The following is a 14,801-nucleotide window of genomic DNA, read 5'->3' on the forward strand; positions in this document are numbered from 1 at the left end:
GGATCTCGGCTATGTCTCACGATTTAACCACTTATTCAAACGCTCGCTTTATCGCACTGCGTCTACGTCCAGGGGAAGATGTCATTCTTACCTTACGAGTGCAGGTCAAATATCATCAGTTGCAAGCCGCATTTATTGCTGGCTGCGTGGGTAGTTTGACCGACGTCGCCTTGCGTTTTGCTGGGCAAGAAAATACCCATCTTACTTCTGGTAAGTTTGAAATTGTGTCACTGATAGGCACCCTTGACGCTCAGGGGGAACATCTGCATTTGGCGGTTTCCGATGAAAACGGACAAATGAGCGGTGGGCATATGATGCCGGGTTGTACCGTCAGAACCACCCTCGAATTGATTATTGGCGAACTTGAAAATAAAACCTTTACCCGCGAGCCTTGCGCGCTCTCAGGATATGAAGAATTGGTCGTCACCTCTCGTTAACTTTCATTTTATTTTGATTTTTATTCTGGCTTTATTTTACAACTTATTAGGGATATTTAATTCATGGCAAACTCGTCAATCATTTCCAGCCGAACATTGGCTTTAATTGTTTTTTCTATTGCAATCAACATGGTGGTTGGGCAATTAAGTTCCATGTTAAAACTGCCTATCTTCCTTGATTCTATCGGCACTATTATCTGTGCACTGCTCGCAGGTCCTTGGGCGGCTATCTTTAGTGGCTTAGCGACTAACTTGCTTTGGGGCCTTTTAACAGGCCCTATCGCGGCGGCATTTGCGCCTGTTGCGATGATGATCGGCTTAAGTGCTGGTTTACTGGCACGTGCTGGCGGTTTTCGTACCCTACCACGCGTTATTTTATCGGGCGTGGTGATCACTATCGCACTGATGATCGTCGCCGTGCCTATTCGTACCTACTTATTTTCGGGTACTACCGGTAGTGGCGCAGACTTTTTTGTAGCCTATTTCCATGCTGTTGGTGAAAACTTATTAGAGTCTGTGGCTATCACCGTTTTAGGCGCTAATATCGCGGATAAAATAATTTCAGCCATTGTGGCTTGGTTGCTTGTTCGTCGTTTACCTGAGCGCGTTCAACGTACTTTCCCGAATATGGCTAAAGTGCGTTAGGGGTTAGGATGCACCCTTTTACTTCATTAACCTTATGGTTCTGGTTTAGCGCTAGCACATTGATGCTACCGCTAGGCTGGGGGTTAGTTCTCGTTGCTTTCGCTACCCTTGCCGCAGTCATCTTACGCTCAGCGTCATTCCATCGCTGGAAATTTATCGCAGCAATTATGTTACCAATGGCGGTAGGACTTTGGCTAATCCACGGAGGGTGGCTAAGTGAATTATTAACAGGCTCACCGCCACAAGCCCTTCAGCAGCAAAAAGCCATGGCTTTATGGCTGCGTCTGCTCGCCATCATTAGTGCATCTCAATTATGGCTACAGTATGTTCCTACTGAACGATTTATCCGAGCGCTATTTGCCAGTCGCCTCCCGGCCAGTTTTGCCTATGTGCTTGCGGGTCCACTTTTACTTGTTGAGCAACTTCGTCAGCAGCTTGCCACGATTCGTGAAGCTCAGCTTGCCCGAGGGGTTCCCTTAGATGGCCACTTTTGGCAACGATTAGCTACGTTGCCCGCCCTATTGCTTCCTCTGGCGAGCCAAGCACTCAGTGAACTAACTGTCCGCAGTGCAGCCCTTGATATGAGAGGTTTTCGCTACACTCGCCATCGCACCACATTGAATAAACCTGCTGATAGCCGCCTTCAATATATATTGCGTTTTGGCTTATTAGCACTGATCGTAATTGAAGGAGGTTTGGCGCTATGTTGGTAAATATCACGGAAAACAGGGTGGTAAACCTTCAACAACTTTCTTTTACACCTCAAGGCATCGATCACCCTATCCTTTCCGGGATTGATTTAACGCTAAATCAAGGTAATTGGCATTGTGTTTTAGGGGGTAATGGCAGCGGCAAAACCACATTAGCCCAACTGTTGGCGGGTTGGTTACCTGATCAGTTAACCGGCAAAGTCACTGGTAATGGTATGATCCTTGCTCAACCATTAGGAGAGCAATCTTTAGTTGAGCTATCGATTGAACGTCAACTCGTGCAGCAATCTCCGCAATTACAACTCTCTGGCTGTACGTTTACCGTTGAGCAAGAAGTGGCGTTTGGCCCCGAAAATTTAGGACTTCCACCTGAAGAAATCGTTCAACGGGTTGAACAGGCTCTTGAGTTAACGTTCAGCCAGAATTTACGTCATCGTCACCCAGCCACCCTCTCTGGCGGGGAAGCTCAACGCGTGGTATTGGCGAGCGCTCTTGCTATGCAGCCACGATTATTGCTATTAGACGAAGCTTTTAGCAGATTAACGCCCGCAGCCACGCATCGATTACTCACTCAGTTAAAAAATTACAGTGAACAAACTGGCTGTTGTGTCATTTTGTTCGAACGGTATTTACTGCCAGCTCTGCATTTTTGCAATGATTTTTCGTTGCTGGAACAAGGCATTATTGCTGCTCGAGGGGATATTGACGCCATATTTATACCCGCACAGCAGACAATCAATATGCCCGATGCGTGGCGTGTTGTCGGGAAATTAATGGCGCATGGTAGTTGGCATTCCCCAGTGCCTCACAATGAACAACAACTGATTCAAGGTATTGAGGCGTGTTATGCTGCAAATTAATCAATTAAGCTTTCAATACACCCCGAAAACCGCACATGCCATTGAAGATCTTACACTTACGCTTCGCGCTGGAGAATGGGTGGCATTAGTGGGAGACAATGGTGCGGGAAAATCCACCTTATTGCGTTTAATGGCCGGTTTATTGCCGCCTTCGAGTGGGGAAGTCAATTTTAATCAACAACCCATCAGTGGATTGAAAGCCGCGGAACGCGCTCAACAAATTGGCATTTTATTCCAAGAGGCTGAAAAACAGATTTTTCACAGCACGGTGAAAGATGAGATTATGTTTGGATTACGCCGCCAAAAATTATCCTCGTCGGATATTGCTGAAAAATTAGAGCGAGCTTTAACACTTTGCCATTTAACAGATGTTGCGGATAAACATCCGCTTGATTTGCATTCCGCGCAGCGGCGCATGGTCGCTGTGGCCTGTTTAACTGCGGTCCAACCTAAATTGCTGCTGTTAGATGAGCCAAGCCGTGATTTCGATACACGGTGGCTAGGGTATTTTGAGCAATGGCTAGATTATCAAAAACAATTGGGTACCACGGTTGTTACGATCAGCCATGATTTGGATTTTGCGGCACGCCATTTTTCTCGTGCAGTACATTTATCCCAAGGTCGCTTAATAGCAGACGGCAATATTGAAACGGTATTACGTCACCCTGAGTTACAGCCAGATTCCGTTTTGCCATCCCCGACTTTGCATTCACTCAGCCATCAGCTGAATCTACCTATCGAAAGCCAAGCTGAGCGTTGGATTCAGCAATTTCTGGTACAGCCATGATTTAAAGGCAAAAAAATAGCCTGCGGTTGGCAGGCTATCATTGTTTCTTTCAAGATGATTTTAGAAACTTAGTCGAGTTTAACGCCGATACGACGAGCCACTTCTTCGTACGCTTCAATCAAGCCACCAAGGCTTTGACGGAAACGGTCTTTGTCCATTTTATTCAGGGTTTCTTTATCCCATAAACGGCTACCGTCTGGAGAGAATTCATCACCCAGCACGACTTCGCCTTTGAATAAACCGAACTCCAGTTTAAAGTCGACTAAGATTAAACCTGCGTCCGCAAAAATCTTGCTTAAAACATCGTTCGCTTTGTAGCTCAGCTCGCGCATTTTCGCTAAGTTTTCTTTGCTCACCCAACCGAACGTTTCGCAGTAAGATTCATTCACCATCGGGTCATGTTTAGCGTCATCTTTCAGGAATAAATCGAACAGAGGCGGGTTTAAAATCATCCCTTCTTCAACCCCAAGGCGCTTAACCAGAGAGCCTGCCGCGCGGTTACGGATAACGCATTCAACCGGCACCATATCCAGTTTTTTAACCAAGGCTTCGGTATCAGATAACAAAGCTTCCATCTGTGTAGGAATGCCTGCTTCTTGCAACTTAGTCATGATGAAATGGTTAAATTTGTTATTAACCATACCTTTGCGGTCAAACTGTTCGATACGCTCACCGTCGAGTGCTGATGTATCATTACGGAACTCCAGAACTAATAAATCTGGATCCTCTGTGGTATAGACCGTTTTTGCCTTGCCACGATACAACTCAGCTTTCTTTTGCATCTTAAACACTCCAGGGATGTGATTACACTCAATAGAAATCAACCTGCACAGCAGATTCAGATAAGTAACAGTAGAATAAACCGCTAAAAATGGCGGATTCATTGTTAATTTTCTGCTCTGATTCAGCCAGTTATCCCAAAATTATTGATACCGTGCTAACTAACTGATATTCAATATTTTATGATTAACTGCTAATTATGATAATAAAATTCTCGCGCATACGCAAACGATTACTTAGCTGCAAATACTGATTTTTTGTCCATTTGTTTCACCGAGAATTTTATGATGGATAGATGTGCAGATGGGTAGTTAAAGTAATGGATGTTTGCTGATAACAATCAGTTTGTGGGTATATACGTCGATATCTCTCCCCCAAAGTTGATTGACCCATTGCTCAAAGAATTCAGACTCAGTCTGGATTTGTGTTAGTGGTCTGTCTTCGAGCGTGCCATCGAAAGCATAAATATAATAGCGCTGTAAAATGCCCAAGAAATCATAATTTCCCAGAAGCGCTGTCCATCTCGAGTATGCTCTTCATCCGTTACCATGATGCTATGATTGTCGAGTAAATGAATGAAAAATATTCGAGGTAAATCTCCAATATTATTCCGATGCAAATGAGATATGGTGCGCCAAACTTTAATTTGAGTGCATGTGGTTTCACCAAAGACAATATCACTACGCAGTTTCAATTCTAGCAAATATATCGTTTCTGGCTCCCTTCCAGTAGTCACCATCCGATATTGGTTTTTCTTACATACTTTCATTAATTGATATCCTTGAGGTACCACATAATTTGGTAAATTAAAAACAGTTGCACCCTCCTCTAGAAAACTTCTTGTATGAGCAATATTATTTAATGAATTTAGTAAATTATCATTAAAGTTTGTCCCGGCAATTCTTCTTGGCATCGTTATATTATTCCTACTATCCATTGGTTTCGATGCGTTATTATCCATAACTTTTCTTTCACTGTTAGCCATTACAGCCTGAAGTTTATCCGAAAAAAAACGCCATCCCATAGGACGGCGTTTTCACTTGATAGAACAAATAAGTTAGCTAACTAAACTTATTTTTTAGTCGGTGCTTTACTGAAAGCGGCTTTCAGTGCGGCGACCATTTCATCATTCTGTTTCTGAGTTAATGGTACGCCTTTGGTGTTGATAAACTGTAGGCTACTACGGTTATTCAAATCACCTACTTGGACTTTATAGTCATCTTCCGGTACCGATGGGTCATCAATACCCAGCGCTTGCCACTCAGAGCTGCTCAAGCCTTTGTAAGTCACCATGACGGAACCTGCTGAACGGCTACGGTCACCCACTTTCATACCAACGCTTTCTAATGCGTGAGGTAAACGCTCCCAAACTGCATCGTACGGTGCACGAACGATAACCACTGGTAAACCAGTGTCATTGCTGCCGGTTTGAACATCAATGATGCCATAGGCGCTTTGCAGACTATTTTTGCTTGAGGTATCACGCAGGGTGTACAGAGCATCAGTTAAATCGTTTAATAACAGTTTGTTATAGCGTTGAATTTCCGCTGCATCTGTTACCGTTTCATCACCTTGGCGTAAGCCTAGGTTAGTCACGGTTAATGCAATCATGCCGTTTTCTGGCTGAACAGTGACTTTATGACGGCTCTCTAATGGGACGTTTTCGTCTGCACGATCCCATTTAATCCAGTCAGTTTCGATAGAACGAGAACCATCGTTCTTCGTAGAAACTGGGATGCCACGCTGTTCTAAAATCATGGTCACTTGTGACCATAACGCATTATTTTCAGGAGTATTATCTAGCAACAAACGGCTGGCTTCTGCGCTGTTTTCAGTGCGTGAACCGGCTAATTGTGAAATCGTCAGTACTGGTGGGCGAATATCTAATGCTTTCCCAACCGCTCCTGTTGAGGTGGTTTTAGGAAGATCATATTCACCGTTAGTTGCTGGTAAAGTGATCCCCTGCGGCGCATTCAGCACTTTCAATGGCGCAGCATTAAGATATTCCTCATCACCACTGACCTGACGTTTATAGCGCTGATCGCTGGAGCAGGCTGCCAGTAACACGACAAGTGACAGGCCAGCAACCTTCATAACCTTCGATTTTTGCAATAATGTTGCCATTAAAATTCCCTAAATTTTACAGTAAACCCGCGAGTTTCAAGGCATCTTCAACCTTTTGCTGTCCAGATACAGTTAACGGTGTCATTGGTAACCGTAAAGTATCATCCGCAATAAGACCTAAACGATGACAAGCCCATTTCGCAGGGATTGGATTCGGCTCAACAAATAACTGATGATGAACTCCCATCAGCTGTTTATTCAATTCACGGGCCTCAGTATATTTGCCCGCAAGCGCTAAGTCACACATTTTTACCATCTGTGCAGCCGCGACGTTGGAGGTGACCGAAATGACGCCCTTTCCACCGAGTTGCATAAAATCAAGTGCAGTCGCATCATCACCAGAAAGCAGAACAAAATGGTCATCAACCAACTCTTTGATTTGATGAACACGTGCTAAGTTCCCTGTGGCTTCTTTAATTGCCACAATATTCGCCAATTTCGCCAAGCGGCCCACAGTTTCAGGTAATAAATCACATCCAGTGCGCGATGGTACATTATAGAGAACCTGTGGCAAGCTGGTGTTTTCTGAAATTGCTTTAAAATGCTGATATAAGCCTTCTTGTGACGGTCTATTATAATAAGGCGTTACTGTTAGGCACGCAACTACACCACTGTTTTCAAACTCATTTGTTAGCGAAATCGCTTCTGCGGTCGCATTTGCACCTGTTCCCGCAATAATTGGGATACGGCCATCAGCTAGCTCAAGCGTCGCTTTCACTACATCAACGTGCTCTTTATGGTTTAATGTTGCTGATTCCCCCGTTGTTCCCACTGACACAATCGCAGAGGTTTTATTTGCGACATGGTAATCCACCAGCTGTTTCAAGCTTTCTCTATCAACGTTACCCGCTGAATCCATTGGTGTGATCACAGCAACAATACTGCCTTGTAAAAAGTCTTTGTAGTTTACGTTTTGATTAGCCATCGCAATGCCCCCTAAATAGTGAGTTTCCATGTTACGTTTTCATTTCACAGAAGAAAACCACCCAAACGCAAGATTTTAATGAATTTTGTTAATGCCGATGACATTAACTTAAATAGAAGTAATAATTCAGCCATATTTGTCGCAAGAGTGAATCGCCCCACTTGGCAGATTCACAATTTTATGGTTTCCTTACCAGCATCCTGAGTCAATATCATTGACCTAAATTTAGTCAAAATAAGGAAGATACTTTGCCTAAGACTGAACCGCAATTTCTTGTTATTACTGCGCTGGGAACAGATCGTCCGGGCATTGTGAATACAATTACACGCCTTGTCAGTGAATGTGATTGTAATATTGAGGATAGTCGACTCGCTATGTTTGGCGAGGAATTTACTTTTATAATGATGTTATCCGGCAGTTGGAATGCTATCACGCTTCTAGAGGCGATTTTACCAACTAAAGGGGCAGAGTTAGATTTGCTGATTGTTATGAAACGCACGCATAGCGTACAAAAAACCTACTATCCGTCTACTGTAACCGTGAATGTAATGGTCGACGATGCGCCGCGTATTATTGAACAATTTACCAATTTGTTTACCACTCAACAGTGCAACATCGCAGAATTGATTTCTAAAACACAGCCTGCAAATGATACACAACCGGCTCAATTGGAAATTCAAATTACAGCCCATGACCCACTGGATGATAATGGCATAATTATAAAGAATAAATTTCAACAACTATGTACAATGCTAAATGCCAAAGGCAACATCAGTATTGTTAACAACCCCAAAATGCAGAGTTAACGGAGATATATGTAATGAACCCATTGAAAGCCGGTGATAAGGCACCTCAATTTAGCCTTCCTGACCAAGATGGTGAAATCATCAATCTTTCTGATTTCCAGGGTCAACGCGTATTAGTTTACTTTTATCCTAAAGCGATGACGCCAGGCTGTACAGTTCAAGCATGTGGACTGCGTGATGAGATGGATACACTAAAAGCAAAAGGTGTCGAAGTTTTAGGTATTAGTACAGACAAACCAGAAAAATTGGCTCGTTTCGCTGAAAAAGAGTTATTAAACTTCACACTGTTATCCGATGAAGATCATCAAATTTGTGAACAATTTGGTGTGTGGGGTGAAAAACAATTTATGGGTAAAACTTATGACGGTATCCACCGCATTAGTTTCCTTGTCGATGCAAATGGCACCATCGAGCACGTATTTGACGATTTTAAAACCAGTAACCATCATGAAATCGTATTAGCGTACATCAACGCTAACGCCTAATTACTGATACATAGTGACTAAAACCTAATCACTAAAAAGGGTTGCTAATTTAGCAACCCTTTTTTCTTACTGGCTCTTTTCTAGCCTTCTATTTTCTCTGTTGTCTCACTATCACTTAAATCTTGTGGCCACGCGTTAATCACCGCTTTGATTAAAGTTGCAAGCGGGATCGCAAAAAACACGCCCCAGAATCCCCATAACCCGCCAAAAATCACCACCGACAAGATAATCACGAGTGGATGTAAGTTCACGGCTTCTGAGTACAACAGCGGCACGACGATGTTGCTGTCTAGCCCTTGGATCACCAGATAAACAATAAACAGTGACCAGAACTCAGTACCTATGCCCCATTGGAATAATGCCACCAGCACGACAGGGATCGTCGCCGCAACCGCACCAATATAAGGAATAAGCACCGAAACACCCACCAGTACGGACAACAACACTGAGTAACGCAAATCAAAATAAGCAAAACCAATGTAGGTACAGACGCCCACAATCACCATTTCCGTGACTTTACCACGCAAATAGTTGGTAATTTGCTGATTCATTTCCAACCAGACTTTACTGACTAACTGGCGATTTTTCGGGAGAAGTTTAACAAAGCTTTTGGTGATTTTTTCTTTATCTTTTAATAAGAAAAACATCATCAATGGTACTAAAACCAGATAGATTGCTAAGGTGAAAATACCAATTAGTGAGGCCACCGACGCTTTCACCACAGACTCCGCAACAACTGACAATCTACTGCGCACATTATCTGCCATCATATCAATGATGCCAGCATCTACCAGTGCGGGATATTGCTCCGGTAATCGGCGAGCAAACTCGCTAAAGCGATTGACCATGTTAGGTAAATCCGCCACGAGGTTGATCCCTTGTTGCCACGCTGTTGGTGCAATAATTAAGATCACCATGGCACTTATTCCAGCAAACAAGGTCAAAATGATGCTAACCGCTAAAACGCGGGATAAACCCAGTCGTTGGAGTAAATGTGTTGGCCATTCAAGTAAATATGCTAAGACAATTGCGACTAATAATGGAGCCAGTATACTGCTGAAGAAAAAGATGACCAGAAAGCCAATAACCAGCAAACTAAACAACGCAACTGCTTGCGGGTCAGCAAAGCGCCGACGGTACCATTGTAAAAACATTTCTAACATTCATTGGCTCCTGGGAATGTAAAACAAAGACAGTTCCTAAATTGAAGAAAATTATACCGAATAACAGATTTTACGATAGCTTTTGCTATCATATCTCCCAATTAATTCGCGTTTTTTGTAGGTAATAAGTGAAGATATGCATGATGACTAAAAAACTGAAATATCCACTGCTCGCTATCCTGATGTCCGCACTTATCCATAGTGCTGTATTACCTGCCTATAGTGCTGTTGAAGATACCCTACCCGATATTGGTACAACCGCGGGAGGAACGCTCAGCATTAACCAAGAAATCATTATGGGTGATGCCATCACTCGTCAAATTCGAGGAAGTACCCCACTCATTTATGACCCATTACTAACCCAGTACGTGAATAAACTGGGGCAACGTTTAGTGACGAATGCCGATTCTGTCAAAACGCCATTTAAATTTTACCTAGTCAATAACCCGAATATTAACGCTTACGCCTATTTTGGCGGTAACGTGGTTCTTCACTCCGCACTGTTTCGTTATAGCCAAAATGAGAGCCAGCTTGCTTCCGTTATGGCGCACGAAATCTCTCACGTGACTCAGCGCCATCTGGCGCGAATGATGGAAGACCAAAAAGCCACAACGCCGTTAGCTATCGCAGGTACTATCGGTTCTCTATTACTGGTGATGGCGAACCCGCAAGCCGGTTTTGCCGCATTAACGGGAACATTCGCGGGAATGCAGCAAGGGATGATCAGTTTTACACAAGCCAATGAGCAAGAAGCCGACCGTATTGGCCTGCAAACATTGCGTCGTTCAGGGTTTGATCCTCATGCCATGGCTGATTTTATGCAAATCATGTCGGACCAAACCCGCTATATGTCTAAACCGCCAGAAATTTTACTGACTCACCCCTTACCAGACAGTCGTTTAGCCGATGCCCGTAACCGTTCAAACCAATATCCGAAAGTCCATGCCCCATCTTCATTAGACTTTATGTTGGCACGTGTTCGTATTTTGTCCATGTACAGCCCTGCGGATCAACGCAATGCACTGGATCAAATCATCGAAAACTACAATAAAGGCAATGCTCAAGAGCAAATGGCGGCGAAGTACGGTAAAGCATTATTATTATCTCAAGATAAAAAATACAGCGAAGCGGGCGTTATTATTTCTGAATTGTTAGCCAAGCAGCCGGATAACCCGTGGTTTATCGACTCCATGACCGATATCGATATTGAGCAAAAACAAGTTGGCAAAGCAGTTGCTCGTTTGCAAGATGCCTTGAAAAAATCACCGAAAAATACGGTGTTTATTGTCAACTTAGCGAACGCATACGTCAGTAACGGGCAATATAAAGAAGCCACTAATTTATTGAATAAATATACGTTTGATTACCCTGACGACCCTATTGGTTGGGATCTGCTTGCCGAAGCCTCAGCAAAACTAGGGGATCGTAATGCAGAATTGGCAGCGTATGCTGAAGGCATGGCACTGCGCGGTAACTATGACACTGCCATTAATTATTTAAGCGAAGCGAGCCGTAAAAGCCGCTTAGGTAGTTATGAACAACAACGTTTTGATGCGCGAATCGATGAACTTACTCGATTAAAAGAGCGCGATAGCAACGCAAAACCGTAAGGAATAAAGATAATGACGGATTCAATTAAAATTTATCACAACCCTCGCTGCTCCAAGAGTCGTGAAACGCTGGCTTTATTGCAAGAAAAAGGCATCACGCCAACGGTAGTTGAATATTTAACGACGCCACCTTCAGTAGCTGATATTGAAAAATTACTGAAGATGCTTGGATTTACCGATGCACGCCAGTTAATGCGCACCAAAGAAGATATCTATAAAGAGTTGAAATTAGCGGATGATAGCGTCACTCAAGCGCAGCTTATTCAAGCCATGCATGATAATCCAAAGTTAATTGAGCGCCCGATTGTAGTAAAAGGTAAAAAAGCCAAGTTAGGTCGCCCACCAGAGCAGGTGCTGGAAATTTTATAAGCAGGCTATTTGGCAGACAATAAATTGGCAGTCGATGGGCTGCCAATTTTTTATAATTTGAGAATATCTTTAACGAAAGGAATGGTCATTTTACGTTGAGCGACAATCGAGGCGTGATCAAGCTTATTTAAGATATCAAATAAGGTGCCCATCTTTCTGTCTAACCGTTTTAATACAAACCGACAAACATCTTCAGGCAATTCAAATCCACGAATACTGGCACGTAATTGCAGCGCACAAATTTTGTCTTCATCACTTAAAGGGTGCAGTTTATAAATTTGCCCCCAATCGAGGCGAGAGGCTAAATCCGGCAGCTTCAAATCAATCTGGCGCGGTGGGCGATCCCCGGTGATCAGTAAGCACGTTCGACCAATTTCTAAAATGCGGTTATACAAATTGAAGATGGCCATTTCCCACTCTTCATCTCCTGCGATGCATTGAATGTTATCAATACAGACCAGAGAAAGATGTTCCATACCTTCGAGCACATCAGGCACAAAGTAAGCGCGTTTATCCAACGGCACATAACCCACAGCAACACCTTGCTCAGACAACTCAGCACATGCCGCATGCAGTAAATGACTCTTACCGCCCCCTTCTCTTGACCAGTAATAGATATAACTACCATGAGGCTGATTAATCGCCGTTTTTAGCGCAGAGAGTAATCCCTCATTTTCCCCTGCATAGAAACTGGCAAAGGTTTCATCATCAGGAAGAGAAAGTGGTAATGAGAGTTGAGATGGTGTATTCAGAAGCGCCTCTGATTGTGCAGTTCAATTAACGCCATTGAGTTTATCATAAATAACAAGAAGAGATGAACAGCCTGACGGTTAATTGCCGGAGCTTTAGCCACTCCGGCAATCTATTTTACTTAATCGTGACTTATTTTTTATTTTCGTCTAAGACTTTCACTTCTGAAGTCACAAACTGTTTTTCTGGGCGAACAAAGGTAATAAAGCGGAATAACAGCGCCATCAGAATACCGACGATAGTCGCCAGCGCCATCCCTTTCAGTTCAGCTTGACCAATGTGGATCACCGCGCCACTCACTCCGATGATTAAAATCACTGAGGTTAAAATCAGGTTTTGTGGTTTGTTATAATCAACTTTTGAATCAATCAGAACGCGAATACCCGAAGCGCCGATGACTCCGTACAGTAACAGTGAAACACCACCCATGACAGGTACTGGCACTAATTGAATTGCCGCCGCTAATTTACCCACGCAAGAGAGTAATATAGCGATAATAGCCGCGCCACCGATAACCCAAGTACTGTAGACCTTAGTAATCGCCATTACGCCGATATTTTCGCCGTAAGTGGTATTTGGCGTTGAACCAAAGAAACCCGATAACATGGTAGAGAAACCGTTTGCGAACATGGAGCGATGTAAGCCAGGATTTTTCATTAAGTCGCGCTCAACGATATTCGCAGTCACCACTAAGTGCCCAACGTGTTCCGCAATGACCACTAACGCCGCAGGTAGGATGGTTAAAATCGCAAACCATTCAAAACGTGGCGTATAGAATGTTGGAATAGCAAACCATGGCGCTTCAATTACTGGTGTAAAGTCCACAATCCCCATAAAGTAGGAAAGCGCGTAACCTGATAGGAAACCGATTAAGATTGGGATAATCGATAAGAACCCACGGAAAACCACGGCGCACAAGATAGTGACCGACAATGTGGTGATCGAGATAATTAAGGTGCTTGAATCAACCGCTGCGCCTTCTTTAGGTAATAAGCCCGCCATACCCGCTGCCGTTTGCGCTAATTCTAGACCGATAACCGCGACAATCGCCCCCATCGCTGCAGGTGGAAACATCACGTTGATCCAGCCGCGCCCTGCCACTTTGACAATCAATGCTACTATACAGAACAGTGCCCCGCAGATAATAAATCCGCCAAGCGCTAGCTCATACCCAAGAGGCAGTAAAATTAATACTGGAGAAATAAAGGCGAAGCTCGACCCTAAATAAGCGGGAATTTTGCCCTTACAGATAAATAAATACAGCAGCGTACCGATCCCGTTGAATAATAAAATCGTTGCCGGGTTCACGCCAAATAAAATAGGAACAATAACCGTTGCCCCAAACATGGCAAACAAATGTTGAAAGCTTAATGGAATGGTTTGTAGTAATGGTGGTCTTTCTTCAACACTTATCGTGCGGCGTGTCATGCTCGTCATCCTCTTATGCGTCGTGAATATTATTTTTTTTATCAAAAAAAAGCCGACTCTTCAGTCGGCTTCATTATTATTTAGTACCAAATATCTTATCGCCCGCGTCTCCTAGACCCGGAACAATGTAACCTTCATCATTTAAGTGTTGGTCAATTGAAGCCGTGTACAGTTCAACGTCTGGGTGCGCTGCTTCTAATGCAGCAATACCTTCCGGTGCAGCAACTAAAACTAAGACTTTAATGGAATTACAGCCAGATTTTTTCAGGAGGTCGATGGTTGCAATCATAGAACCACCCGTTGCTAACATTGGGTCTACAATCAGCGCCATACGCTCATCAATGTTAGAAACTAATTTTTGGAAATAAGGGACAGGTTGTAACGTTTCTTCATCACGGTAAATACCCACTACGCTGATACGTGCGCTTGGGATGCTTTCCAATACGCCGTTCATCATGCCAATACCGGCACGTAGAATAGGAACTACAGTGATTTTTTTACCTTTAATTTGTTCAATTTCTACAGGACCACACCAACCATCAATTGTTACTTTTTCAGTTTCTAGGTCAGCGGTCGCTTCATAAGTCAGTAGGCTACCAACCTCTGAGGCCAGTTCACGAAAGCGCTTAGTGCTTATGTCATGATCTCGCATCAGGCCGAGTTTATGTTTAACGAGAGGGTGTTTTACCTCAACGATCTTCATGGGTTTCTCCTACTTTTTTAAAACGTCACCGGACAAAAAAATCGCGGGATTATACCGCTTTTTTCCCTCAATGCCACTAGTATCATCTTGATTCAGGTCAAACAATCATCAATCACACGTTATTTGCTGAATTAGTATACACATAATATTTTTTATGGTGTAGGCAGCGAATAAAATCATGCGCTTTGCGTCACGACATCGCAATTTATTACATCAAAT

17 protein-coding genes are annotated in these 14,801 nt (G+C 43.4%); 9 read left to right on the top strand and 8 right to left on the bottom strand.

The window, feature by feature from the left end; genetic code table 11:
• Positions 1 to 11 precede the first annotated feature (11 nt).
• From QS795_RS09545 to QS795_RS09565, 5 genes are all read left to right on the top strand, one after another.
• Entirely contained in the window at positions 12 to 437 is a 426-nt protein-coding gene (locus QS795_RS09545; RefSeq protein WP_286270304.1) for a PPC domain-containing DNA-binding protein, read from the top strand.
• A 63-nt stretch (positions 438 to 500) separates the two neighbouring features.
• A complete protein-coding gene (locus QS795_RS09550) occupies positions 501 to 1,082 on the top strand; it encodes an ECF transporter S component (RefSeq protein WP_154603650.1) in 582 nt (193 codons plus the stop codon).
• 8 nt (positions 1,083 to 1,090) lie between these two features.
• Positions 1,091 to 1,795 carry an energy-coupling factor transporter transmembrane component T gene (locus QS795_RS09555; RefSeq protein ID WP_286270306.1) on the top strand — a complete coding sequence of 235 codons (705 nt, stop codon included), beginning with the start codon at positions 1,091 to 1,093 and terminating at the stop codon, positions 1,793 to 1,795.
• Positions 1,786 to 2,652: an energy-coupling factor ABC transporter ATP-binding protein gene (locus tag QS795_RS09560; RefSeq protein ID WP_286270307.1), complete on the top strand. Its 867-nt coding sequence runs from the start codon at positions 1,786 to 1,788 to the stop codon at positions 2,650 to 2,652. Before QS795_RS09555 ends, QS795_RS09560 begins: the two co-directional genes overlap by 10 nt.
• On the top strand, positions 2,639 to 3,439 hold the full coding sequence (locus tag QS795_RS09565) for an energy-coupling factor ABC transporter ATP-binding protein (protein ID WP_318626445.1): 801 nt from the start codon (positions 2,639 to 2,641) through the stop codon (positions 3,437 to 3,439). The genes QS795_RS09560 and QS795_RS09565 overlap by 14 nt, the downstream gene beginning before the upstream one ends.
• Before the next feature lie 68 nt (positions 3,440 to 3,507).
• Here QS795_RS09565 and purC read toward each other — a convergent pair whose 3' ends face one another.
• From purC to dapA, 4 genes are all read right to left on the bottom strand, one after another.
• Positions 3,508 to 4,221, bottom strand: coding sequence for a phosphoribosylaminoimidazolesuccinocarboxamide synthase (gene purC / locus QS795_RS09570; protein WP_036953240.1), 714 nt, complete (start codon positions 4,219 to 4,221; stop codon positions 3,508 to 3,510).
• A gap of 425 nt (positions 4,222 to 4,646) precedes the next feature.
• Positions 4,647 to 5,180: a hypothetical protein gene (locus QS795_RS09575; protein ID WP_286270312.1), complete on the bottom strand. Its 534-nt coding sequence runs from the start codon at positions 5,178 to 5,180 to the stop codon at positions 4,647 to 4,649.
• 110 nt (positions 5,181 to 5,290) lie between these two features.
• The gene (gene bamC, locus QS795_RS09580) at positions 5,291 to 6,343 is read right to left on the bottom strand and encodes an outer membrane protein assembly factor BamC (RefSeq protein ID WP_154603646.1); all 1,053 of its coding nucleotides are present in this window, start codon (positions 6,341 to 6,343) and stop codon (positions 5,291 to 5,293) included.
• Between the two features lie 16 nt (positions 6,344 to 6,359).
• A complete protein-coding gene (gene dapA / locus QS795_RS09585) occupies positions 6,360 to 7,268 on the bottom strand; it encodes a 4-hydroxy-tetrahydrodipicolinate synthase (protein WP_286270315.1) in 909 nt (302 codons plus the stop codon).
• A gap of 248 nt (positions 7,269 to 7,516) precedes the next feature.
• On the opposite strand from dapA, the gene QS795_RS09590 reads away from it, so the two are divergent.
• Together QS795_RS09590 and bcp are read left to right on the top strand one after the other, a co-directional pair.
• Complete coding sequence (locus tag QS795_RS09590) at positions 7,517 to 8,074, top strand: glycine cleavage system transcriptional repressor (protein WP_036953236.1); 558 nt, start codon at positions 7,517 to 7,519, stop codon at positions 8,072 to 8,074.
• Positions 8,075 to 8,088: 14 nt separating this feature from the next.
• On the top strand, positions 8,089 to 8,559 hold the full coding sequence (gene bcp, locus QS795_RS09595) for a thioredoxin-dependent thiol peroxidase (protein WP_036953234.1): 471 nt from the start codon (positions 8,089 to 8,091) through the stop codon (positions 8,557 to 8,559).
• An 80-nt stretch (positions 8,560 to 8,639) separates the two neighbouring features.
• Here bcp and QS795_RS09600 read toward each other — a convergent pair whose 3' ends face one another.
• Positions 8,640 to 9,722, bottom strand: a complete 1,083-nt coding sequence (locus QS795_RS09600) for an AI-2E family transporter (RefSeq protein WP_154603645.1) — start codon at positions 9,720 to 9,722, stop codon at positions 8,640 to 8,642.
• 143 nt (positions 9,723 to 9,865) lie between these two features.
• Here QS795_RS09600 and bepA point away from each other — a divergent pair, with 143 nt between their 5' ends.
• Both bepA and arsC read left to right on the top strand, forming a co-directional pair.
• The gene (gene bepA, locus QS795_RS09605) at positions 9,866 to 11,332 is read left to right on the top strand and encodes a beta-barrel assembly-enhancing protease (protein ID WP_286270488.1); all 1,467 of its coding nucleotides are present in this window, start codon (positions 9,866 to 9,868) and stop codon (positions 11,330 to 11,332) included.
• Between the two features lie 12 nt (positions 11,333 to 11,344).
• Complete coding sequence (gene arsC / locus QS795_RS09610; RefSeq protein WP_286270325.1) at positions 11,345 to 11,701, top strand: arsenate reductase (glutaredoxin); 357 nt, start codon at positions 11,345 to 11,347, stop codon at positions 11,699 to 11,701.
• A gap of 50 nt (positions 11,702 to 11,751) precedes the next feature.
• On the opposite strand, the gene hda is transcribed toward arsC, so the two are convergent.
• The 3 genes from hda to upp all read right to left on the bottom strand — a co-directional run bounded on the left by hda (position 11,752) and on the right by upp (position 14,582).
• Entirely contained in the window at positions 11,752 to 12,453 is a 702-nt protein-coding gene (hda, locus tag QS795_RS09615; protein ID WP_036953226.1) for a DnaA inactivator Hda, read from the bottom strand.
• A gap of 130 nt (positions 12,454 to 12,583) precedes the next feature.
• Positions 12,584 to 13,879: a uracil permease gene (gene uraA, locus QS795_RS09620; protein ID WP_154603643.1), complete on the bottom strand. Its 1,296-nt coding sequence runs from the start codon at positions 13,877 to 13,879 to the stop codon at positions 12,584 to 12,586.
• A 76-nt stretch (positions 13,880 to 13,955) separates the two neighbouring features.
• Positions 13,956 to 14,582: a uracil phosphoribosyltransferase gene (gene upp / locus QS795_RS09625; protein WP_006658899.1), complete on the bottom strand. Its 627-nt coding sequence runs from the start codon at positions 14,580 to 14,582 to the stop codon at positions 13,956 to 13,958.
• Positions 14,583 to 14,801 lie beyond the last annotated feature (219 nt).

Origin of the sequence: Providencia zhijiangensis, from assembly GCF_030315915.2 — a bacterium.
Classification (GTDB): domain Bacteria; phylum Pseudomonadota; class Gammaproteobacteria; order Enterobacterales; family Enterobacteriaceae; genus Providencia; species Providencia zhijiangensis.

Bases quoted from the DNA above. Each gene is read 5' to 3' on its own strand.
- arsC (WP_286270325.1), top strand. From the start codon at position 11,345: ATGACGGATTCAATTAAAATTTATCACAACCCTCGCTGCTCCAAGAGT.
- QS795_RS09555 (WP_286270306.1), top strand. From the start codon at position 1,091: ATGCACCCTTTTACTTCATTAACCTTATGGTTCTGGTTTAGCGCTAGC.
- bamC (WP_154603646.1), bottom strand. From the start codon at position 6,343: ATGGCAACATTATTGCAAAAATCGAAGGTTATGAAGGTTGCTGGCCTG.
- QS795_RS09560 (WP_286270307.1), top strand. From the start codon at position 1,786: ATGTTGGTAAATATCACGGAAAACAGGGTGGTAAACCTTCAACAACTT.
- dapA (WP_286270315.1), bottom strand. From the start codon at position 7,268: ATGGCTAATCAAAACGTAAACTACAAAGACTTTTTACAAGGCAGTATT.
- bepA (WP_286270488.1), top strand. From the start codon at position 9,866: ATGACTAAAAAACTGAAATATCCACTGCTCGCTATCCTGATGTCCGCA.
- QS795_RS09545 (WP_286270304.1), top strand. From the start codon at position 12: ATGTCTCACGATTTAACCACTTATTCAAACGCTCGCTTTATCGCACTG.
- QS795_RS09575 (WP_286270312.1), bottom strand. From the start codon at position 5,180: ATGGATAATAACGCATCGAAACCAATGGATAGTAGGAATAATATAACG.
- uraA (WP_154603643.1), bottom strand. From the start codon at position 13,879: ATGACACGCCGCACGATAAGTGTTGAAGAAAGACCACCATTACTACAA.
- QS795_RS09565 (WP_318626445.1), top strand. From the start codon at position 2,639: ATGCTGCAAATTAATCAATTAAGCTTTCAATACACCCCGAAAACCGCA.
- upp (WP_006658899.1), bottom strand. From the start codon at position 14,582: ATGAAGATCGTTGAGGTAAAACACCCTCTCGTTAAACATAAACTCGGC.
- purC (WP_036953240.1), bottom strand. From the start codon at position 4,221: ATGCAAAAGAAAGCTGAGTTGTATCGTGGCAAGGCAAAAACGGTCTAT.
- bcp (WP_036953234.1), top strand. From the start codon at position 8,089: ATGAACCCATTGAAAGCCGGTGATAAGGCACCTCAATTTAGCCTTCCT.
- QS795_RS09550 (WP_154603650.1), top strand. From the start codon at position 501: ATGGCAAACTCGTCAATCATTTCCAGCCGAACATTGGCTTTAATTGTT.
- QS795_RS09600 (WP_154603645.1), bottom strand. From the start codon at position 9,722: ATGTTAGAAATGTTTTTACAATGGTACCGTCGGCGCTTTGCTGACCCG.